Below are 22,593 nucleotides of genomic sequence, written 5' to 3'. Positions count from 1 at the left end.
AAAATTCTGCTCAGACTCCGAATATCGTGGTACATACACCCTATTTTATTCTACACATTTCTTTGATTAGTACGAAATATATGGCATTGACACGCTGTACCTCATTTCACGTCAGTTCATAAAAAATAATCTCTTGCCTCAAATAAAATCCCAATCTGTTCATCATAGTAATCCAGGTTCGTCAGACAGTAAACTCCTGTCCCATAATCCTCCACCACATGCTGCTTAATCAAATTTTCCAATTCCTTCTGGTAAACAGTACAAACATAATTCTGAAGCATCCTGGTATTTACGCTCTTTGTATACCGCAAATGTTCTGCCAGCTCCCTACTTTTCTCATCACGCACTACAACAACAGAAACTGTTTTTGAATCGATCAGTTCAAATTTTTCCGCATATTCTTTAAACGGAAGCCGTCTGATCTTACTGCACATCTTATGCATTGCATTCTTCTGAATTTCTTCCTGTTTCATGAAATACAGCGTATCATAATATTCTGCAATGCATAACGGTTTGGAAATATCTTCATATTTCCCCAAAAGTTCTTTTGCAAGATTTCCTTTTTCCTCGATAGGAGCCCTTCTTGTATAATCTGCAAAATCAAAGACAAAAACATCTGCAATCGCCCGCCTGCCTTCTCGATTGCATCTCCCGCCTGCCTGCAAAATACTGTCCAGCCCAGATCGTTCACGAAAAACCGTATACACATCAAGATCTACCCCTGCTTCGATCAGCGAAGTCGCTATAATCGTGATCCTGCGCTCCTTTGGCACAGCTTCATATGTCGGATAATCCTTCTCCAGCCTGTTCAGTTCTTCTCTGATTTCCTGAAGAATACGCTTTCGATCATAGGGTGTCATGTAGGTCGATAAATGATATTTTTTACCTGTACTACACTCGCGAAATAATTGTCTGGCAGCTTTCTTGCTATTAACGATTACCAGACTGGAGGGACTCTGACTGCTCTTCTCCAACAATGCGTCAGCTTCCACCTCACCGATATACTCATATCTGCACTTTTGAAATTCTCCGAACAACGACGTATCCTGAATTAAATTAAAAATCTTACTGTCTGGAAGTGCATATTTATGGATTAAATTTTCAAAATCTGGCATGGTTGCCGTCAAAAAAATAGCTTCACTGTTCAGATACCGTGTAATAAACGCAATTGACTGAAGACATGGCTGAAGATAACTCTGCGGCATCAAATGAGCTTCGTCAAAAACGAGAATACTGTCCGCCATATTGTGCAGCTTTCGAAGCTTTCCCCGCTTGTTTGCATAAACGGATTCAAAAAACTGCACTGCTGTCGTAACGATAAAGGGCGCGTCCCAATTCTCTGCTGCAAGTGTTGCTGCCTTTCGGTAATCCTCATCCTGATCTTCCGCATCCTCATAGGAAAAAGTGGACTGATGCCGCAGAATTTCCAGTTCTCCTCCAAAAAGTCCTTCAAAAACATCTACTGTCTGATCGATAATACTGTTATATGGAATCACATAAATAATCCGCTTTTTCTTCCCGGCAAGCGCCCGCTCCAACGCAATTTTTACACTTGCGAGCGTCTTGCCACTTCCGGTCGGCATATTCAGCAGATAAATTTCAGCATCCCTGTCTGCATTTCGAAACGCCTGTGCCTGCAGCGCACTGCGCGCCTTCTGAAGATTTGTCCTGCACACAAAGGCCGACCATCTTGCGTTTACTCTATCAAGACAGGCCTGAAAATCTGACCTAAGTGCACGCGGCCGCTCTTCTTCCCTGCAAAAATCCGCCGTATCTGTAGAATCCGCATCTACCAGACAGGAAAACGCATACCGAGTCAGAAATGCAAATTTATCAATCTGAAGCTCCTGATCTTTTCTGCAGTCTCCCGCTACAAATTCTGCCCACACACCAAAATCCACCGACGGAATCTCAAGCTCCCTTTTATATTCGCTGTAATCCGAAAACTCCCTCTTAAGCCTTCCATACAAGGTCCCAAGTTCCTGTGTATCATTGGGAAAACCTGCATCTGGCAGTCCCGAATGATGCCCCGCAATGCAAAACTGCATCATCAGCCCCATCACATTGGGAAACAAGCTTCCTGCCGCAAGTGCACCACAGGTAGAATGTTCCACTCGAATCTGTTCACCTCGAATCCGCTTTTGAAATTCAACCATGTACTTCCCTATATCATGGAGAAGTCCAATTACATATAGAAAATCCTTAAACGCCGGTATTGCATATTCTCTACACAATACAGCAGTCTGAAAGCTATGCTGCTGCACCGTTTGGATTGCATCGGTGTATTCATTTATGTGAGCAATATATTCTTTCTTCATGGAATACCCTCGAAATAAAATCAAAACAATCGTTTATTATATTAATAATATCAGAAAAATAAGTTTTTTAAAATATTTTTTCTTATTTTCCATTGTCTTCATTTAGTGTCAGTGTACAAGGAACAACACACCATATTGCCCTTTACACACTGACGCTATTTAAGAACTATATATACAGAAATTTCTGCGGAGATCCTCCGCTTTACTTTAAATGATTCAATTAAATTCTCCTTTTACTCACATACTCCTAATGGAGTATGACTGTGCTATGCACTCAATAACTTTTTCAATCTATTTCTACTCATATGCCCATCTCAAAGCATAACGACTATCATTTCTGGCTTTTCCTTATCGGTATGACTTCATTTCTTCTACCTCTGCCAATGCATAAAATAATTCTTCCTGAAGTTCTTTCTTAGAAAGAGATTTCACATATTTTTCCAGTTCTTCATAATACTGCCGTTCTCTTTCCTCTTCTTCCGCCTCCCAGTCTTCTATCTGCTTTTTAAACGATTGAACAGTCTCTGGCTTCGCTGTAAAATAAAGTGCAATCATATGTTTACAAATCACTCTGCGGCCCTTTGCAAACGCACAGTCACAGACAGATTTTCTCGGATGCTCCGTATCAATATGCACATGATACACCTTTTCCTCACTTCCTGACACAATCCCATCATATATGTACTGCCCGCTTTTTACCCATGTCAAAACTCGCTTTGCTTCATAATAATCCATTCCACGCCACACGGAATTTCTGCTTGCCAATTCGATTAATCCCATTGTTCTTATCCCTCCTTAATTAAAAATATCTATTTTCTAAACGCCCTACCCGTTTTTCCATTATATAATAACTAATATATTTTTTAATCTGAGTATTGTATATTATATATGCATATTGCTTGTCAACCAAATTAATTATACGTTATCAGAAATTCATTGATGCTTCTAAATCACATCACAAGAATATAACATCACGGGGCAAAAGAAAAGAGCCACAAAGCCTTATTTTACAAGCTTTGTGACTCAAATGGATGTTATTCAAACTCTTGGGCGGAGAGATTTATCTGGCTGTTTCTTGGTACACATTTGTGCATTTTATTTTTCATATTCATCTTATTTCGCATTTTTGTATACCTCATCTAAAATTTTTAGAGCCAAAATGGAGCCATATAATACCTGTATTCCAAACTCCTATGACTTATGCATAGCATAAAAGTAACTCCTTTTATGCTATACTTTTCTTTAATTCTGCAATAAATTCTTCAATTTCTTTATCCATTTCTTGCATTATCCGATAAAAATTCCTAACCAACATTTTACCATCAATTCCTAAAAATTTTCTCAATTCTTCAAACCAATCATGATAATCATTTCCATCAATGGTTGCTAACATAGTAATAATTTGCCGCTTTTCTTTTCCAACGATTTCACAAAACTTCTCGAGATTTTCCGGCACATGTAAATACTCCCTATATAACTCTTCTAGTGCTTTATTCCCTGGTAAAAATAACCATTTCCAATTTAATTTTGATGTATCTAATCGTTCCCTCATGTCTCCATCGTAAATTCCTATAAAATTATATTTTATTTTATCACTTGACGGAAACTCCAATCGATAAGTTATAGCCTTTTCTCCACCTTCAGCTACATCGATCGTATACTTTTTTAAAATGTATGGTGCCTTATCCTCTAAAATAATTGATAGAAAATCATATGCTACCCTATCCTCAACAAATAATGTTCCCGTATAGCTTTGTGTAATACCTAATATATCCTCTGCCATCATATCGTCATCAGGTTTAGTAATCATAGCCATATTTCCCATTCTACTTACTATTCGTATATTACTATTTTTTACATGTTCTAACAAATAAGGCGAATGTGTCGTAACAATTGCCTGAATCCCTTTTTCTGCTATTTGTTTTCCCAAATAGTTTGCAAAATGAATTTGTGAACATATACTTATATATGTTTCAGGTTCTTCAATAATGACAATTGTTCCCGAATTACATTTATTTATGTACCAAAACAAATAAAAAAGAAAATGTTCACCTCGCCCCATACTTCTTGAATCATACTCTATTTCATCAATAGTGACATTAAAAAATGGAACTATTCCTATCCCTTCAATATCTTCAAATTCCCATATTTTACATGATTGATATCTTTTCCCCGTCAGATAACAAATATCACTGATCTGTTCTGGTAATAATTCATATTCCTCATTTTGTTCAAGCAACTCTTCAAAATTTGCTTGTCTTATATTAAATTCTTGAATTTGAATATTCTCATCACAATCCAAGTATTTAATGCTATCCAAATCATATCCTGTATCATACAAGCGTTTTCCATTACAATTCGAGCAGGAAATTTTCTTATTATCACATTCGAATTTTCCATTAACTGTAGCGGATTTCAATTTATGTAGATCACTTTCGCTTAAATTTAATCCTAATAAATCTTTTACAGCCGCTATAATAGTACTTTTTCCTGCTCCATTTAAACCGCATATTGCCGTAATGCCCTTTGAAAAGGATATCTCCTGTAAATTATTTAGCCCATTGAGTTCTACGCTTAATAAATTTCTACTATATTTTCTTTTATAAACTTTATCCCAATAATCAGTTTCTTTTGCTTTTCTCATCTAAAAATTTTCTCCCCAATTATACTTTTCAACAATTTTCTCAAGCGTATAATTAAAATTCTCCACTTCAGCAAAAGTGTCCATCGTGTACTGCAATAGTTCCGACTCTTCGTTCCATAGCATATCTCTAAAAAGTGTAATAATAATGTCTCTATATATTATTGAAAGAGCATCTGTACTTCCCATACTGGTTCTCTGATTAAATGTATTTAACATAACTTCAAAAAACGAAACTTGTTTTTGTAAACTTAAGAAGGTCTTTATATATTTATCATCAACTTTTTTATACTTTCCTTTTATATAAGCTCTACAAAATTCCATATAACTAATAGTATTTTGTAAATCAGTTGTTTCTGAATCCAGATTTCTACGAATATATACAAACCAACTAAATATCGTTGCTTTATTAAATGAAAACTTAAAATCCTTCCATTCTGAAACACATATCATAAATTTTCTTAAAGTTTCATCAACAATCTCAATACACTCATCTGAAAACGGCACAGCCTGTCGATATTGAAAAGATATGTCATTAGACGTAATTTTCTTCTTAAGTGTATGGGTTTCAACCGCAAAACAGAATTTTGATATTATCTCATCATATGCTAGGCGCGAATTTGAAAAACCTATGGTTTCTTTATCTGCTCCCAACGCAACAAATTTATTTGATAATTCTTTCACTTGATCCCTAGTAGCGCCAATATATGCATTTCTTTGTTCTGCAGATGTTAATGCAGTAGGTTGATTTAGTCTATAGAATAATTCTGCTGGTTCTTCCGGTCTATACTCTGTTAATCTTATGATTACAACACTATACTGTCTAAACTGCCTTTGCCATTTTAACGGAAGATCTCTGTAATGCATTCCATTCAAATTTGCTATTTCCTGATCTTTTGGCAACACTGTTCCATCAACACAAATAATATTGTCAAAAAAATCTCGTATTGCAGCAAGTCTCTGCTGACCATCTAACACTTCATCCACAGATTGTGCATTATGGATCACATGTATCGGAGGGATTTTCCACCCACGCAATATTGAATCAATAAGTTTTTGCTTTTTTTGAATAGTCCAAATCTCGCCTCTCTGAAAATCCGGCTGTAAATCCATATCGCCATTTTTTATTCTATTAACAATCGTTTCAATTTCTAAATCTGTTGACTCGCATTTCATATTCTTATCCTCATTATATAGTCATATTTATCCAATATCTCTCAATTTATTTACAATACATATGATATGAGGGTCAAAAGGTATTTTGCCCCTCATTTATGATTAATCAGATTACTACATGCTACGCATTCCCGTAATCTGATCATCATACATATAGTTTAATATATCATTCATGTTGGTTTTTATACACTCGTTATATCAATTTCAATAGGATTTCCCCATCGATCTACTCCTTTGATTAATAGAGTTCCATTTATCAAAGTAAATATCTGATATTCATTTGTATATTTACCATAATAATCTAGTTCAAATTGCGCATCCCCAATTATATCAATTGACGAATTATTTGTTTCAATTCGAGGTACTACCTTCAGAATATCATTATACCGAGTTTTTCCCATAGATGATACTAAAACTCTTGCCTCATGCATATATTCATTCTCCAATTTAAAATGCATGTATTCTCTAATTGCACATTGTGAATTTGCAAAGGTACTAACATCAACTCTTTCTCCCAAAATAACACCTTCTTTCTGTATAATCTTTAAAAATATTACTATTATTTTTTTCTCAATACATTTGAAACCGTTGATTGGGATACATCTAACATGGCAGCTATTGTTTCCTGGTTTATTTTCTGTTTTGCCAAATCCCTTATAACTTCATTTCTTTGTGCTACTGATGCAATCTCCGGTAATTTATGAATGGTTTCTGAAACCACTCCAGATGCCGTTACACTTTTAATAAGTGTTGTTCCATCACTTAACACAGCTCTTGCAATTTTGGCACCCGTTTTTTTATTTGGCTTAAACGCTAAGGATACAACATCTGACATTGATTTACCCACGTTTTTTAAATCTGTATTCTTAAACACATTCATTAAATTCGCAGCCATAATTTTCCTCCCGCTTATTACTTTAATATTAAGATAATATTAAAGTAATATTTTGTCAACTACTTTTTCAACTCTCATACCTAAAAAACTCCCTAGCCATCATCTCCGCCGTAGCCCGATTATACCCCTTTTTCAAATACCCTTGCACAATCGTCCCAAACATTCCCTTAACCATATCATCCTCAATATCACAATATGCCTGCATCTCCCCAGACAAAGCCATTGCCACATACTCTATTGGTTTGTTATCAAACAACCTATGCAGCTTCGCCAGTGACTGCTCCGTTGTCCTCAGAGCAGCCTCCACTTCTTCACACTTTATTCGCAACATATTTCCATCTGTAAACCACACCTCAACATAACCGTTATCCATGTTATAAGCACATTCCACGATATTATCCATTCGATTATCTTTCATATCATCAATCCATCCTTCCCATTATCTTGTCCCATAAGACCTGTCATACCGCCTTATCTGCTGCTCTGTACGCTCCTGTTCCTTTACCTTACGAACGATCGTATCAATCTGCTCCGCACCAACATATTTCTTCACACGTTCCAGATTATCAGCCTTTTCCTGCAACAGTTCTGTCATATCACTCATATCCTTAATCTTACCCTTGTAAAACTCCACATCATCTGACAATCTCTTCTTTTCCTTCCTTAGCTGTAATACTTCCTCTTTCAGCCTTACACACTGGATTGTCAGATTCTTTATCAACGACTTCAGCTTATTCACAAATGGAATAACCACCTTATCCCGAAATGACTTAGCACTTGCAAATGCTCCCGGTTCCGGCAATTGCCACTCCGGTGCTTCATCATACTTTCTTACATCACGCTGTAATAACTGCTCCGACTGCACTATCTGCTCTATATGGCTCTTAAGCTCATTCTGTTGCTTTTCAAGTTGAACATTATTCTGTTGCAAATCATTGTATTTCTGTCTTAATGCCTGATTATTCAATTGCAACGTATCATTCCTTTGCTCCAGAGAATAATTATCAGCGGACAACTGATCATTCACATTCTCCAATTTACTATTCATATATTGTAAATCTTCATGCCTTTGTTCCAGTTCTTCATTATCTGTCTGCAACTGTAGCTGTTTCTGCTTTAAATCATGATTTTCCATGCGAAGTCTGTCCTTGCGGCTTTCAAGCCTTGAGTTTTCCATTCTCAAATCCTGATTATCTGCAAGCAATGCTTCCTTCTCCTGTTGTGCTGTAGTTCTCTCTTCATTTGCCTTCTGTGTAGCTTCCTCAGCCAGTTCTTTTTCGATAGTAACATTCTGCAATTCCTGTTTCTTCACAGAAACTTCTTCACCAAGCTGTGCAACCACCGAAGATATTTCCCGCTTCTGGCTATCCAATTCAGCTACTTCCCTTGCCCGCTCTTTCTTTTCAAATTCAAGCACCGACAAATGTTTCTCATGTGTACCCTTTTGCAGCCATTCCACACCATATCGCTCCATGACTGTCGCAAGTTCCTGCTTCTCTGATGCAATCCACTGATTTAATTCGGTAGCACCTCTAGTGCCACCAGTGAAGCCTTCTGCCGCTAGTGCAGATTTTAATGATACCCTTGTATCAAGTCCTCGCTTACTTCCTGTAATATATGGTACAAAATCAATGTGCAGATGCGGTGTTTCTTCATCCATATGCAAATGTGCCGAGAATACATACAAGTTCGGATTTCTAGCTTGGAACTCATCCATAAATTCCGTTAAAATCCTTTTTGCCAACAATCCATCTTCATTTTTGGCATTCATATCATCTTCATTTCCAATCTGAAATATCACTTCATGAAATAACTTTTCCTGCTTACCCCTCCTGATTTTTTCATAGTAATCATCAATCATGCGATCTTTCCGTTTCTGTTTTGCATTATATCGTTCCCGTGCTTCATCAAACAATTTATGATAAACCTGCTTAATATCTTCCTGGCAAAATTCCACATTATCAGCACTTCTGTTTTTATCTACATTCTTAGCTGTAAATGCTCTGGTATTATGGTTCACAGAACCTTTTCCGATCATTGCACTTATCGTTCTCTCCATAGGCAATCTTCCCCTTTCTTTTATCTGTCATATTAGCGCCGAATACGGCGCAGGCTTTGTTACTTTCGTCGAAAGTAACGCGAAAGCACTTTTGACATCAACATCTCCTTTCAGGAGCTGTCGCCATCAAAAATGCAACCTTACAAGTCAGGTTTTGCGCCCTGCCGGGAGCTTTTCTGCCTGCGGCAGTCAATGTACACAAGCCTCCACTATGTCAAGCACACCACATTTTCCTTATCCATTCTAACGGAAGCGTGACACGCAACCGTTATATATGTTTAAGAAAAACTACCACCGAAAACTCTCCTGCACACCTCGTCTATCCAAATATTCTTTTCGAGCCTTTTTCCTTTCTTCTTCCGTTAGTGCAGTCTTATATTTTGTATACAATTCTCTCATTACCATTGCGTCCAGCTTCTTCTCCAGCCCCTGTTTTATCTGAGGCAACAGTTCCTCCTGTTCCAACATAAAATATCTCATTATCGCAACGAAAAGTTCTTCTGAAATCTGTACATTTTTCATATCAATCCACCATCCCTTTCCTAATTCATTCAAGACCGCAACACTGCAAAGTCTATATGCTTTGCAACCTTGCAAAGTTTATCTCCGCAATTTCTATATAGCCTGCAATGTTGCGTTCTTACCCTATCTCTGCTTTACTGCATCCAATTCCCAATACCATGAATTATTTATTTTCTTTGCCCGAATACCCAGTTCTTTCTTGGCATTTTCCAATGTTCTTTTTGAAATCCCATGTTCATCATCCATTTCAAAAACTTCATTACTCTGCACCATATTAGTTGTTTCTGCCAATTCACGAAGCATTTGCTTTGCCTGTTCCAGCTTATTTGCTTTTGGTGCAATACCGCCAAGTACTTCATCTGCTGTAATCTCATAATCTCCCAACCAATGAAAGCCCGTTTCTGATAACATAAATGCCTTTGGATGTCCAAATGCCGCAAGATTATTCTTTATCTGAACAACTGCTCTTGTATTAGGTTCTCCCTCTATTCTGCCGACCAGAAGCACACTCCTCGCCACAGCAAAGAAGTCAATGGAACCCATGCCCCTGTATGCTGCTTTATTACCAGATGCCTTATTCATATGACCAATAAGAAGAATTGCACACTGGTATTTCTCTGCTAATGCTCCCAGCTTCTTTGTCATATCTCTTGCCTCATTTGCCCGGTTCATATCCATACCACCACCGAGATACGCCTGTATCGGGTCTAATATCAATACCTTTGCCCCAGTCTTAACAAGTGCCTCTTCCAGCCTTTCATCTGCCATAGACAAGGATTTATCACTTTCATCAATAACCAGTATCTTTTCGCAGTCCGCCCTGGCAAGTTCAAGCCTCGGCTTTACTGTATCTGCCAGTCCATCCTCTGCTGTCTGATAAATAACATTTACCGGCTCATGCACATCTATATCACTGCCGAGACTTTCTCCCTTTGACAGCTTTGCTGCTATGTTTAACACCAATGTTGTCTTTCCATCACCCGGATCCCCCTGAATAATTGTCAGCTTCCCATATGGTATAAACGGATACCACAGCCATTTCACTTCCTGTGACTCAACCTACGACATCCGTATCATCTTTAATTTTGTCTTCTGTTCCTCCATAAAAGTCCTCCATTTACCAATCTTTTATTTGCTCCTAAGAAGAACCTCTGATATACTCTAGTTGTATTTACAGGTGTAACAGAGGTTTTCTTTTGTTACCGCAAGTCCTAACAGTTGCCGCTGTCAGGACTTTTTTCTTTATCAATCTGTACTCCCTGCCAGAGATACTTGGCACCATCCAACATTGCAATAATCGCCTGTAACATATCCATACAGTCATTTCGCATACCTTCCAATCCATCAGCAGTAAGTGTTACCTCCTGCTGTTCCAGTTGTTTTACCAGTTCTGAGAGATTTGTCTTCATATTCTGCAGTTCCTCTACAAGCTGGTAAATGACCGCTTTCTTTCCTACAACACATGTTCTGTTATAAATGCAGGAATGTACAAAATAATCTTTCTTCTGCATACCGCTTGCAAGTATCTTGGCTTCAATCATTTCCCGCTCTCTGTCCGATACACGAAAGCTGATTGTTGGATGTTTGTGTATTCCGCTCATAACTCGTCCTCCTCATTCTCCAGTTCTAGTCTGTCTGCCAGTTCTGCCTGCTTATTCGGGTATAAATGTGAATAAGTATTTAATGTTGTTTCTATCTTTTCATGTCCCAGCCGCTCCGCTATTGCCAATGGCTGAAATCCAAGCTCCACCAGAAGCGATGCGTGGCTGTGACGCAGATCATGAATACGGATTCTCTTAACCCCTGTTTCCTTTATGCCTCGTACAATCTCATGCTCCATATAAGATTTTGTAAATCGGAACATTCTTTCATTTGACATAATTCCATATAAATGACTGCAATATTCTTTTAGTTCTTCTGCCAGAAATGGTGGAATAGTAATCTTACGATTGCTCTTTGGTGTCTTAGGTGGTGTAATTACATCTTTTCCATCCAATCTCTGATATGATTTAGAAATGCTTATAATTCGTTTTTCCAAATCAATATCTTCATAGGTGAGTGCTAGCAATTCTCCTATACGCATTCCTGTCCAATAGAGAAACATAAATGCCATTCTCGCCTCTGGTTTCTTATCCATAGACGGAAGAAACTGCTTAAACTCCTGTTTTGTCCAGAACTCCATATCATCAGCCTTGCTTTTTCCGATACTTCCTGCTTTCCTGCAAGGATTATCTTTCAGGTCATAATATCTGACCGCATAATTGAATAGTGCTGCTAACTGGTTATTAATACTTTTAAGATAAGTTGGTGCGTACCCCTGCTTAATCAATTCATTCTGCCAAGCCCAGATATCTGAAGTCTTAATCTCACACATCTTTTTCTTTTTGAAATAAGGTGTAACCTTTAAATCAAACACATATCTTTTATTCTTGATTGTGCTTTCTCTAAGCCGGTTCTCCACATCAGCAAAATAGATTTCAACAAAATTCTCAAAGTTAATATCCAAATCTTTTCTCTGCTGTTGCCGGAAGTTACGCTCCCACTCCTCTGCTTCTGCTTTTGTCTTAAAGCCTCTTTTGTTCTTTTTATGGCGTACACCCTGCCAGTCCTCATAATAGAACTGGCTGCGCCATGTTTTACCATTTCTCGTAGCTGGCATATCATCATCTCCTCTCCATTAACCAACTGCCATGCCATAAAATTTTTCTTCAAAATACTTTGTAGGTACCTTGCCTGAAATCACTCGATAGCCTTTTTCTTTCAATTCATTATTAAGACTACGAATGATTTTGTAAGCATATCCTCTTGATACGCCAAGAATCTGTGCAGCTTCATCTGCTGTTACATACATTTTCATCGTATTCTCCATATTGTGTTCTCCTTCCTATTTATATTTCAGTACACTTTTGTGACCTTATTTATCCGTATTATATAGTACACATTTGTGTCTGTTAAGCAATTTAATCAAATTCTTATACACAAATGTGTCCCGTTGTGATAGAATAGGAGTGACAAATCATAAAGGAGCATTTTTTATGACTACTGGAGAAAAGATTAAATATTTTCGCAATATGCGTGGAATATCACAGGAAACGCTTGGTCAATTGTCCGGCATAAATTCCGCAACAATAAAGAAATATGAATATGGAATTCGTAATCCAAAGCCTGACCAGCTTTTAAAGATTGCCAATGCACTAGGCATCAGCATTAACATTTTCATGGATTTTGATATAGAAACAGTTTCTGATGTATTATCATTACTGTTTAAACTGGATGACCAGATCGATATGAAATTTGAGGCAGATAAGGACGATGCGGGCAATTTCAAACCTGCTACTGTTAAGCTGTCCTTTAAGAACAACCTCATCAATAAAAAACTTTGTACCTATATGAAAGCTTTGGAAATTCGTGAAAATATGCTAAATGCTAAAGATGAATATTCAGAAGAAGAGTATGCTGACAGTTTGCAGCATATCAATGAAAATATCGAAGAAATCAAGCAGCATCTGCTTGATGACAATATGGTTGTCAAAAAAGGTACTGACCGCCTTACTGTAAAAATTTTTTAAAATAACCTACATAATATAAAGGAGATTATTCATGGAATATAATATTTATTGTGATGAAAGTTGTCATTTACCACACGATAACATCGATTTAATGGTTATTGGTGGTATCTCTTGTCCTAAAGAGAAGACTGAGTATATTAATAAAGCCATTCGAGATATAAAAATCAGAAATGGTGTATACAAGTTTGCTGAAATCAAATGGACAAAAGTATCAAAATCAAAATATAAAATGTACGAAGAATTAGTTGATTTATTCTTTGATACAAGCTATCTTTCATTTAGAGCTGTTGTTGCTCTTAATAAATCACATTTAAATTATGAAAAATTTCATCTTTCACATGACGATTGGTATCAGCGCATATACTACCTCACCTTACGAGAAATTATTGATATCGGTAATAACTATCATGTTTATGTTGATATTAAAGATACAAAAGGCTCTGATAAAGTCGACAAACTAAAAGACGTATTAAATAATGTCGTTGGATATTTTTATGATGAAACTGTAAAAAATATACAGTTAGTACGATCTGACCAAATTCAATTGTTACAATTAGCCGATTTATTTATCGGAGCAGTAAGTTATGCAAACAGAGGTTTATCAACAAATTCTGCTAAATTACGCTTAATTGAACATATAGAAGAAAAATCCAATCGCATATTGACAAAAACCACACCAAAGGTAGAAGAAAAAATTAATATATTTAAATGGTTACCACAGGAGGAATAATATTATGGATTGTGAACACATACCTCAAATTATAGAATATGATTCCTTTAATGGTAATTATGAAGCATATGAAAATGCTATATATGCAGCGTATCAGACTACCTTTGAAAACCACAATTTCTTTTGGGATGGAAAACCAATTTATCAAAAAAAGCATCCTATGTTTAAAAATAAATCCGGAACATTTTGGCATATTATTTCAAGTGGTGAGTCTGAAGAAAGTCGCATTCCAGATTTTAGAAGATATGAAAGAGTGACTTGGCCTGCACATATACTAAGCTACTGCAAAAATAATTGCAAAAAAATCCTTGTATGGAAAAATAAAAGAAAAAATAAAACTCGTATTCTTCTTTGGTGCCAAGATATTGATTACCTAGTAGTTTTAGATGAACGAAAAAATTTTTATCTATTTTGGACTGCTTATCCAGTTACTCATAATCATACAAGAAACAAACTCATAAAAGAATATCAGGAGTATATTCAAAAACAAGACATATAATGCAAAAGGCGCTTGCTCAACGCAAGCGCCTTCGTTACTCCTTCTTCCTATAAATGGTAGATGAGCTATAATGTGCACACTATATAGTATGCGAAAATATTCTGATATAATACCACTAACATCAAAAAAAGTCAATCTGTTTTTTCTGTTTTTATTATACATAATTTTAGTTCAAAAATCAATACTATTTTTTCAACTTAACTAAAGTACAGTTTACAAGGGACTACACAGGGTAGGTATCTGACGGGAGGGGTGCCGCCAGTCAGATTTTCCATGTGATGTTCAAGCTGTCGCTTGTGGCGGCTATGGTGGTGATCATCAAATCCACCACACGCCGCTTGTCATCAAAAGATACATTCTCCCAGGTATCGAGGTAGCCGGAAATCTGGCTGACCTGTTCCGGGCTGATGGCCTCCACAGTCAACTCCGCTATCCTTGCCAGAAGTTCCTGCTTGCGCCCGTCCAGTTCCGCTATCTTCACATTCACATAGGAGAACAGGACATTGTTTGCCCCCGTCAGACTGTCCACCAGCTTTTCAATCTCGCTGTCTACATGGGCAAGTTCCACTTGCAGGGCGGTGATTTTCGGGTTTGCCTTTGCCGCTTTCTTTTTTCCTGTCAGCGTCTTGTAGCTTGCCAGCTTCTTTACCATCTGCTGATAAACAACCGCTTCCAGTTCCGAAGTGATGATTTTCCCACAGCCAGGACAGCTTTTATTGTCCAGCCGTTTCGTGCAGCGGAGATACTGTTTGCCGGAGGGATTGTAGATACTCATAAGAGCATACCCGCAATTCCCGCACTTGATTTTTCCTGCCAGCCATGTGTGGGTGGCTTTCCGGGCAGACTGGATTTTCATGTTGTTCATCAGCTTCTTGCGGCAGGTCAGCCAGGTGTCGGAGGGGACGATACCCTCATGGGGAGCCAGTACCAGCATTTGGTCTTTTAAGTCGTTTTTCTTGCTGGCCTTTACATCTCGCCCTTGATACAGATAGCAGCCGTTCATGCCCGTAAAATCGGCAACGTCATTGACAATGACTGTACCTTGACTTTTGAAAAATTCGTACACATCAAGGTCTGCCTGCACATAGACAGGATTGCGTAACATCTGCGCCAGCGTGGGGCGTATCAGCTCTTTGCCATGGAACAAAATCCCCTGTTCGGCAAAGTACCGGGTAATGTCCCCGTAGGAAGTTGTGGGCTGGGCGTACATCTCAAACATCAGCCGGATATTGGCCGCTTCCTCCGGGTTTACCACCAGCTTCTTTGTGTTGATACCGTCCATCTTGATAGGCTCCGTATGGAAGCCGTAAGGGGCTTTCCCGCCCATCTTAAAGCCCCGCTGACTGCGGGAGTAGTAAGCGTCCGTTACCCGCTTCTGTATCGTTTCCCGTTCAAGCTGGGCGAACACGATACAGATATTCAGCATGGCCCGTCCCATCGGCGTGGAGGTATCAAACTTTTCCGTAGAGGACACAAACTCCACATTGTACTGCTGGAACAGCTCCATCATGTTGGCAAAGTCCAGAATGGAACGGCTGATACGGTCGAGCTTGTAAACCACGACCTTTGCAATCAAGCCCCGCTTGATGTCCCGCACCAGTTCTTGAAACTTCGGACGGTCTGTGTTCTTGCCGCTGTACCCTTTGTCTGTGTATTCCTTGCAGTTACCGCCTTTCAACTCGTATTTGCAAAATTCAATCTGGCTTTCAATGGAAATGCTGTCCTTTTTGTCTACCGATTGTCTTGCATAGATTGCGTCTATCCGATTGTTCATATTGTCGCTCCTTTTCTTAAAAAAGAAACGGAGCTGCTGACAGTTCTATTATACCGCCAGCAGCCCCGCAAATCAATGATGGGTTTGGAAAACCTTATGTCCCGGCTTCCTCACTCTCCCGCTTGTCGGCGTACTTGCGGAACACCTCATAAAGCTGCTGTTCCAGTTCCCGGCGTTTGGCTGCTTCCTGTTCCGGCGTGAACACCGGGGAGAGATTTTCCAGTGTGATTTCCTTTCCCTGAAAAGTCACGATTTCGATTTCCTTTTTGTATCTGATATTACTTATAAGATCACCTTTCCTTTCCATGCTGCCGCTGTTGCCGTTTCAGTTCCGCTAAAATCTCCGGCGGGATACGGTCAACCAGCCGCCGCATATCGTCCAGTTCGCTTTTTAACTTCGCCCGTTCCATCGTGTCATTCATCTTGCCTTTTTCGCTGGCCTTTGCCCTGACTTCCAGCTTTTCATTTTCCGCTAACAAGTCATTGATTGTGACCTTGTATTTTTTCAGTTGCCCGGAGAAGTTCTCCATCTGCGGAAACCACTTTTTCAGCATGGAGAGGGCTTCCTCTTTCTTCTTTCCGGCGTTCAGCGGGGTAATGCCGGAGAGAACCGCTTCAATGGCCCTCGCCTGTTTGGAGAGGTTGACCGCCTGTTTGAACAGCCGGGTGGGGATATGCTTCCGGCCCGTCTTGCTGGCGCTTTCCCCACGCTCCAGGTCGGGGTACTGCTCCACCATACAGGCGTGAAAATCGTCCTGCCACTTCGTCAGATTGGCCCGGTTGCCGATAATTTCTTTGGCGCACAGGCGGTTGTCCTTTGTCAGCGGCACAAAGACCAAGTGCAGATGGGGCGTTTTTTCATCCATGTGTACCATAGCCGAAACGATGTTCTCCCGGCCCACCCGGTCAATGAGGAAGTCCGCCGCCCTCTGGAAGTAGGCCGCTATCTCCTTTGGGGACTTGCCCTTGAAAAACTCCGGGCTGGCGGTAATCAGCGTGTCCACAAACCGAGTGCTGTCCTTGCGGGTGCGGCATCTGGCCTGCTCGATGCGGCTCTGAATGAAATGGTAGTAGCGGCCATCCGGCTTGACGATGTGGAAATTGTACTTGCTCCGGCTGGTGTCAATGTCCGGGTTGCTGGCGTACTGCTCCTTTTTCCGTTCATGGTGGGCTTCCAGCGGCCCCGCCGGGTGGCCCTTGTGCTTCTCAAATCGCAAAATTGCGTGTTGTGCCATTGAACTCCTTTCCCCATTCCATTCCTTTCCGGCGGGTTTTCCCGCCGAAAATATCTCTGATAGGATTGGAATGGAATGAATGTAAATAGATGGTTTTAATCTCTGTATTTCTATATACCGTCAGATTTCCGTACTTCAAGAGGATTGATTTTCGTACTCGCCAAGTACGGTTTTCAGCCCTCCGGCGTACCATAACCGGATTTCTTGAAGTCGGTGTTTGGAACCGCTTCATAGGATTTCGGGTAAATGCGGTTGGGTTTTCCACAGCCCTGTTTCTGGATTTCCACCAGCCCCGCATACTGCAACTCCCGCAGGGTGTTGACCGCTTTCTGCCGCCCGCAGCGGAGCAAAGCGACCACCTCGCAGATGGGGTAGTACAGGTAGACCCGCCCGTACTCGTCCGCCCAGCCGTTCTTCCGGGACAACTCCGCCCGGCGCAGGACAAAGGCATACAGCACCTTCGCTTCGTTGCTCAAGGGCTGGAATGTGGGTGCTTCAAAAAGGAAATTGGGGAGCCGGGTGAAACTGAACGCCTTTTCCGGCTGGTGAATATAAATCGTGTTTGTCATAGCGTGTTTTGTGGACGGTTAGAGGCCCGTTTTCCGGGGCGAATGATAAATGATACCAGCCGCCCCGGTTGAGGGCTTGCGGAGCCTTGCAAATCAAGGCTTTTCCCGCTCTTAACTGTCCACAGCAGACCTCCTTTTCCGTTCACTTTCTGTTTTCTGCCGCCTGTGAACTCTGGCGGCGCAGTCCGGGCAGTATTTGCCCCGGTTGGACTTCGGGACGAACACACCGCCGCACTCCGCACAGCGTTTCAAGTCCCTGTCCCGGTAAATCTCCGCTTCCAGCGTCCTGTCCAGCGGCAAGACCGCCCAGCGGAACCACTTGCAGCAGACGGAGAACGAAATCATCTGCGGACAGGCGCAGGTGTCGCCATCGTCCAGCGCAAGGCAGTTTCCGTCCTCGCAGTTGCAGCACTCCCGGCGTATCAGGCCGCTGGCTCGTCTCTTCTGGGGCGGGGTTATGCGGTAGGGGGAGCCGTCCGGCCTGTGTTCCAGCGGCGGCAGGTGTTGATAGGGTCTTTTGCTCATGCGTCTCTCCGTTTTCTTTGGCGTGTTCTGTTTCCAAGGTGCTTGTCCATCGATGAACTATCCCAAGTCTACACCTTTTTGACCGCCTGTGCCGTATATCCAAGAGGTAGGAAATCAGCCTGAAAAACTCCCTATTTCCACGCTCTCGGATTTGTGATATAATCAAAAAAAGATAAAAGACAAATTCAGCTTTCTGGTCTTCTTGCACAAAATAAAGGAGGAGCTATTATGCAAATTGTTTATATTCCAAGCGAATCAATGTCTGTTCAAGGTAAAAAAGATGAAATCTATAAAAGATATGGGAAAGACTGGAATATTAGAGAACAGGGAGGAGGTAACGGAAATTGGTTGTTGACCAGAAAAAGTGATGTGCTTGTAGATGGAAAAAGTTATCGTACTTTTGTACTTGAACACTACGGTAAATCCAAGCTGACAGCGAAGCTTGTTGATAAATTTCGTGAAGATGTAGCAAATGGTAAAATAAAACTGTAAATGCCTATGCCGTTATGCTATGAGCATAGTACATAGCATAACGGCTTCTCTTTCGTTGAGCTAGCAAGGAGGGTGAATATGTCTTTATCCATACAAGAGCGATTAAAAGACCTACGTGTGGAGCGTGGCTTGACGCTGGGGCAGCTTGCGGAGCAGACCGGGCTTTCCAAGTCTGCGCTGGGCAGTTACGAAACGGAAGACTTCAAGGACATCAGCCACTATGCCCTTATCCGGCTGGCGAAGTTTTACGGTGTGACCGCTGATTATCTGCTGGGGCTGTCTGAAATGAAAAATCACCCAAACGCCGATCTTGCAGACCTGCGTTTGAGTGATGAAATGATTGACCTGCTGAAAAGCGGGAGGATAGACAATACCCTGCTGTGTGAGCTGGCGGCGCACCCGGATTTCCCCCGGCTGATGGCTGACCTTGAAATCTATGTGAACGGAACGGCACTGAAACAGGCGCAGGGTGCAAACGCCATAGTGGACACGATGAGCGCAACTGTTATAAAAAAGCATAATCCTGGCATGAGTGATACGCAGTTAAGACAGCTTATCACCGCCCATATTGATGAGGACGAGTTTTGCCGCTATGTGATACAACGGGACATAAACGGGATTGCCCTTGCTCTGCGGGAAACACACAAGGACGATTTTTTCAGCGTCCCAGAGGATAACCCGCTAAAAGAAATGCTGGAAACTGCTGGTGAAATCGTCAGCCAGGACAGCGACACGGAACAAGCGTACTTGGCGTTTATCTGCAAACGGCTCAAGCTGAATTTTAGGAAGCTGTCAGTAGAAGAACGGAAGTGGCTGAAAAAGATTGCGGAAAAATCCGACTTGCTGAAGAATCCAAAACCGCAGAGAGGACGAAGATAAAAAATGCCTGAACGGCGGTTCTGGTTTTTCAGAACCACCATCCAGGCATTTTGTTTAGTAATAGAAAAAGGTGCAGTTGATTATTGCGTATTGTCAATCTCTCTCAAACCGGGTAGTAAAAATACGGCAAGCGCAACGATGATAATGCCAATTCCGCAAATGACAAACCATTTCTCAACTCCCAGCCGCTCCGCCAGAGGCCCGGAAATGACAAGGCCAAACGGCATGGCGAGGGAAGCGGCGCTTGTCAGTAGAGAAAAAACTCTCCCCAGATATTCTGGTTTGACCGTTTCTTGAAAAATCGCATTTTGCACACCGTAAAATGGAGCGGAAATTCCCATAACAGTACAGCACACAACAAAGACAAGAAATGCGTCTGGCGGCAAAAGCCCGGAGAGCATATTGCTAACGCCCATCAGGAGAACGGAAAGACCGATGGTGTACCGCCGTTTCTTAAAACCGCCCCAAATGCTCAGAATGACTCCGCCAAGCAGCATACCAACCGCAAAAGCAATTTCAGCGGCAGAGGCATGGGCCGGTGTTCCTTTGAAGTATGACATACAGATGAGAGGAAAAAGCGTACTGATTGGCATATAAAAGAACATATAAATTACACCAATCCAGAGCAGAGCAAAGAGGCCCCTGTTTTGCTTTAATACCACATACCCCTCTTTCATATCCTGTAAAAACTGTTGTCTTTTCGTTTCTGGACATAGTTCAGGCGTTGGTATGGACGAAATCGCAACAGTCACACAGGCAAGGATTGCACCCACAATATCTAACAATATAATTGCATTAAGAGGCCAAACAGCATATAAAAACGCTGCGGCAGCTGGACTGATAATCGCACTTACTGCTTGCATGGTCTGCGTGTAACCAGCGCATTTTGTAAGTTCCTCTTTTGGCACAATCATAGGTGTTGCTGCGCTGAATGCTGGAGAATGAAAAGCAGTTCCCGCACTTCGGATTAACAGGACAACCATAATAGACCATACGGGCAATTCCATGTAAAACGCCACCAGCGCCAGAATACCGCCAGCGGCGGCAATTATCAAATCCGCACCAATCATTACGCTTTTACGGCTGTGCCGGTCAACAAAAGCACCTGCAAACGGGCCTAAACAGGCTTGCGGCAAAAATCCAATCAGTGTTGCCGCCGTCAATATGATTGCAGAATTAGTTTTCGCAACCAAATAAAAGATAATGGCCATTTGCAAAATACCGCTGCTAATAAAGGATATTGCTTGTCCGGCAAGAAGTGTAAAATAAGTTTTTCTCCATGAATTGTTGTTTTGGGTCATAATGCGAACCTCCTTTTTTATTGCATTGTTCCTTTGTTTCTGCAATAAAAAGCAGGCGTTGTCCCACAGAGAGGGCAGACGCCTGCATAACAACAAAGCACGAAAAAACACCACGATACAGTTCAAAGACTGCTCGTGTCAAACCTACGTGTTCCTTTGCATACGCACGCAAAAAAAGCCCACCATCATGTGGAAAGGTACTTCTACTTTTTATTGCTTATTAGCGTACACAAATTAACACACGTAAGCCTCCTTCCAATCTCAAACTGTCGCACAGTATAACACACATCCGATAGACTTGTCAACCATTTTTAACCTTGTTTTCCATCTTGTTTTTCCATCTCTTACGGGCAGTAGCAAAGCCAGGCGAGCCAGTCAACGGTCAAGATGAACGGCGCTTTCAGCGCCGCCGTTGACAGTCTCGCCCGTCTTTGCTAATGGGTAATCAAGGCGGGAAAGCCATTTTAGGGCTTTCCCGCCCATTTCAATTTTGGGAGAAGAAAGGCCCCAAAATGAACGAGTGCGGCCAAACACTTTTAGGGATTGGCCACCTTGTCCACCCATCCAGCGGGGCGGCGGGGAACGGTCAAGGCCGGGCGTCAGCCCATTCATTTCAGCCTTGACGGTTTCCTGCCGTCCTGCTACTTTTCCCGGAGTGTGGCCACACATCTGGTCACGGTGTCCAGAGCTTTGGGACTTTTTGTCCCATAGGCCGGGGGCGGAGGACGAGGGACGGGGGCTTTCATAATACGCCCTGTCTGCTGCTGAAATCAGCCCTTTGTTTCCGGCTTACCAGCCCCAAACAAAGCCCTGCTTTCCTGCCGCGTCAAATGCCCTTGCCCTCCCCGGCGGCAACGGTATTTTCAGGGCAACGCCGACAGAGCGTATAACACACTACACTTTGCTCCGCAAAGTCGTGTGCCAAATGGGGCGCTGCCCCCTTTGGAAACCCCCGCAACAAACAGGTGCTATGCACCCAGCCGGGAGCATAGCGCCGTTTGTTGTCAGCAGCCCGTTTCACGGTCTGCGTGTAGTTCCTTGTAAACTGACCTAATGGAATGTTATAATAACACAAATCTATGCATATAGCAATATTAAAACTTATTATTTTTTCCCAATTATGACAACATGATTACTTGCTCCTAAAATTGATTGTTCCCGACATACACTATAGTGATAGTCACACCATGTTTTGAACTGATTTTCATCCCACTTATCAACTTTTTTCGATAAAAGAGGGGCTAACCCATCTTGAGCAAAATGGTCTACAATTTTTAATCTATATCTTTGGTAAATTGATTCCATTTCTTCTTTTGATGAGTAATATTTATCGGGAGTATCCCAAAGTTTGTGTAAACCTTCAAATTGATGTAAGATAGACTTACCAGTTTGGAGGTTTATTTTATGGC

General features: G+C 41.1%; 25 protein-coding genes. 5 read left to right on the top strand and 20 right to left on the bottom strand.

Features of this window, described 5'->3' with window-relative positions; all coding sequences use genetic code 11:
• Window positions 1-116: 116 nt before the first annotated feature.
• From cas3 to ACESON_RS06155, 13 genes are all read right to left on the bottom strand, one after another.
• Entirely contained in the window at window positions 117-2,318 is a 2,202-nt protein-coding gene (cas3, locus tag ACESON_RS06215; protein WP_373108898.1) for a CRISPR-associated helicase Cas3', read from the bottom strand.
• A gap of 348 nt (window positions 2,319-2,666) precedes the next feature.
• Window positions 2,667-3,098 (bottom strand): SWIM zinc finger domain-containing protein, encoded by a 432-nt coding sequence (locus ACESON_RS06210; protein WP_373108896.1) that lies wholly within the window; start codon window positions 3,096-3,098, stop codon window positions 2,667-2,669.
• A 445-nt stretch (window positions 3,099-3,543) separates the two neighbouring features.
• Entirely contained in the window at window positions 3,544-4,962 is a 1,419-nt protein-coding gene (locus ACESON_RS06205) for an ATP-dependent endonuclease (RefSeq protein WP_373108895.1), read from the bottom strand.
• A complete protein-coding gene (locus ACESON_RS06200) occupies window positions 4,963-6,135 on the bottom strand; it encodes a DUF262 domain-containing protein (RefSeq protein WP_373108893.1) in 1,173 nt (390 codons plus the stop codon).
• 182 nt (window positions 6,136-6,317) lie between these two features.
• Window positions 6,318-6,653 carry a hypothetical protein gene (locus ACESON_RS06195; RefSeq protein ID WP_373108891.1) on the bottom strand — a complete coding sequence of 112 codons (336 nt, stop codon included), beginning with the start codon at window positions 6,651-6,653 and terminating at the stop codon, window positions 6,318-6,320.
• 41 nt (window positions 6,654-6,694) lie between these two features.
• Window positions 6,695-7,030: a helix-turn-helix domain-containing protein gene (locus ACESON_RS06190; protein WP_270666476.1), complete on the bottom strand. Its 336-nt coding sequence runs from the start codon at window positions 7,028-7,030 to the stop codon at window positions 6,695-6,697.
• A 67-nt stretch (window positions 7,031-7,097) separates the two neighbouring features.
• Complete coding sequence (locus tag ACESON_RS06185) at window positions 7,098-7,448, bottom strand: DUF6061 family protein (protein ID WP_373108890.1); 351 nt, start codon at window positions 7,446-7,448, stop codon at window positions 7,098-7,100.
• Between the two features lie 21 nt (window positions 7,449-7,469).
• Complete coding sequence (locus tag ACESON_RS06180) at window positions 7,470-9,089, bottom strand: plasmid recombination protein (RefSeq protein WP_373108889.1); 1,620 nt, start codon at window positions 9,087-9,089, stop codon at window positions 7,470-7,472.
• A 288-nt stretch (window positions 9,090-9,377) separates the two neighbouring features.
• On the bottom strand, window positions 9,378-9,611 hold the full coding sequence (locus ACESON_RS06175; RefSeq protein ID WP_373108888.1) for a complexin-2: 234 nt from the start codon (window positions 9,609-9,611) through the stop codon (window positions 9,378-9,380).
• Window positions 9,612-9,734: 123 nt separating this feature from the next.
• Window positions 9,735-10,655: an AAA family ATPase gene (locus ACESON_RS06170; RefSeq protein ID WP_373108886.1), complete on the bottom strand. Its 921-nt coding sequence runs from the start codon at window positions 10,653-10,655 to the stop codon at window positions 9,735-9,737.
• A 167-nt stretch (window positions 10,656-10,822) separates the two neighbouring features.
• A complete protein-coding gene (locus ACESON_RS06165; RefSeq protein WP_373108885.1) occupies window positions 10,823-11,212 on the bottom strand; it encodes a hypothetical protein in 390 nt (129 codons plus the stop codon).
• Window positions 11,209-12,270, bottom strand: coding sequence for a tyrosine-type recombinase/integrase (locus tag ACESON_RS06160; RefSeq protein ID WP_373108884.1), 1,062 nt, complete (start codon window positions 12,268-12,270; stop codon window positions 11,209-11,211). The genes ACESON_RS06165 and ACESON_RS06160 overlap by 4 nt, the downstream gene beginning before the upstream one ends.
• 18 nt (window positions 12,271-12,288) lie before the next feature.
• Complete coding sequence (locus ACESON_RS06155) at window positions 12,289-12,480, bottom strand: ICEBs1 excisionase (protein WP_373108882.1); 192 nt, start codon at window positions 12,478-12,480, stop codon at window positions 12,289-12,291.
• A gap of 166 nt (window positions 12,481-12,646) precedes the next feature.
• Between ACESON_RS06155 and ACESON_RS06150 the strand changes: the two genes are divergently transcribed.
• Genes ACESON_RS06150 through ACESON_RS06140 form a run of 3 tightly spaced genes read left to right on the top strand, consistent with a single transcriptional unit; the run spans window position 12,647 to window position 14,409 of the window.
• Entirely contained in the window at window positions 12,647-13,180 is a 534-nt protein-coding gene (locus ACESON_RS06150; RefSeq protein ID WP_373108881.1) for a helix-turn-helix domain-containing protein, read from the top strand.
• Between the two features lie 31 nt (window positions 13,181-13,211).
• Window positions 13,212-13,910, top strand: coding sequence for a DUF3800 domain-containing protein (locus ACESON_RS06145; protein ID WP_373108879.1), 699 nt, complete (start codon window positions 13,212-13,214; stop codon window positions 13,908-13,910).
• A 4-nt stretch (window positions 13,911-13,914) separates the two neighbouring features.
• Complete coding sequence (locus ACESON_RS06140; protein ID WP_373108878.1) at window positions 13,915-14,409, top strand: hypothetical protein; 495 nt, start codon at window positions 13,915-13,917, stop codon at window positions 14,407-14,409.
• Window positions 14,410-14,671: 262 nt separating this feature from the next.
• Here the strand turns inward: ACESON_RS06140 and ACESON_RS06135 are convergent, their stop codons facing one another.
• From ACESON_RS06135 to ACESON_RS06115, 5 genes are all read right to left on the bottom strand, one after another.
• A complete protein-coding gene (locus tag ACESON_RS06135; RefSeq protein ID WP_002575864.1) occupies window positions 14,672-16,183 on the bottom strand; it encodes a recombinase family protein in 1,512 nt (503 codons plus the stop codon).
• Window positions 16,184-16,277: 94 nt separating this feature from the next.
• Window positions 16,278-16,490 carry a hypothetical protein gene (locus ACESON_RS06130; RefSeq protein ID WP_002584948.1) on the bottom strand — a complete coding sequence of 71 codons (213 nt, stop codon included), beginning with the start codon at window positions 16,488-16,490 and terminating at the stop codon, window positions 16,278-16,280.
• The gene (mobV, locus tag ACESON_RS06125; protein WP_002575862.1) at window positions 16,474-17,418 is read right to left on the bottom strand and encodes a MobV family relaxase; all 945 of its coding nucleotides are present in this window, start codon (window positions 17,416-17,418) and stop codon (window positions 16,474-16,476) included. Before mobV ends, ACESON_RS06130 begins: the two co-directional genes overlap by 17 nt.
• A gap of 173 nt (window positions 17,419-17,591) precedes the next feature.
• Entirely contained in the window at window positions 17,592-17,987 is a 396-nt protein-coding gene (locus ACESON_RS06120) for a replication initiator protein A (protein WP_002575861.1), read from the bottom strand.
• A gap of 111 nt (window positions 17,988-18,098) precedes the next feature.
• Complete coding sequence (locus ACESON_RS06115; protein ID WP_002575860.1) at window positions 18,099-18,512, bottom strand: cysteine-rich VLP domain-containing protein; 414 nt, start codon at window positions 18,510-18,512, stop codon at window positions 18,099-18,101.
• Between the two features lie 228 nt (window positions 18,513-18,740).
• On the opposite strand from ACESON_RS06115, the gene ACESON_RS06110 reads away from it, so the two are divergent.
• Both ACESON_RS06110 and ACESON_RS06105 read left to right on the top strand, forming a co-directional pair.
• Complete coding sequence (locus ACESON_RS06110) at window positions 18,741-19,004, top strand: hypothetical protein (protein ID WP_002575859.1); 264 nt, start codon at window positions 18,741-18,743, stop codon at window positions 19,002-19,004.
• A 78-nt stretch (window positions 19,005-19,082) separates the two neighbouring features.
• Window positions 19,083-19,883: a helix-turn-helix domain-containing protein gene (locus tag ACESON_RS06105; protein WP_002575858.1), complete on the top strand. Its 801-nt coding sequence runs from the start codon at window positions 19,083-19,085 to the stop codon at window positions 19,881-19,883.
• A gap of 80 nt (window positions 19,884-19,963) precedes the next feature.
• On the opposite strand, the gene ACESON_RS06100 is transcribed toward ACESON_RS06105, so the two are convergent.
• Both ACESON_RS06100 and ACESON_RS06095 read right to left on the bottom strand, forming a co-directional pair.
• Window positions 19,964-21,184, bottom strand: a complete 1,221-nt coding sequence (locus tag ACESON_RS06100; RefSeq protein ID WP_002584949.1) for an MFS transporter — start codon at window positions 21,182-21,184, stop codon at window positions 19,964-19,966.
• 1,104 nt (window positions 21,185-22,288) lie between these two features.
• A partial coding sequence (locus ACESON_RS06095; protein WP_373108877.1) for a hypothetical protein occupies window positions 22,289-22,593 on the bottom strand: 305 nt, incomplete at its 5' end.

This window comes from Lachnoclostridium sp. Marseille-P6806 (assembly GCF_964238185.1).
Taxonomy (GTDB): domain Bacteria; phylum Bacillota; class Clostridia; order Lachnospirales; family Lachnospiraceae; genus Brotaphodocola.
This window is presented reverse-complemented; position numbering and strand designations above follow the sequence as displayed.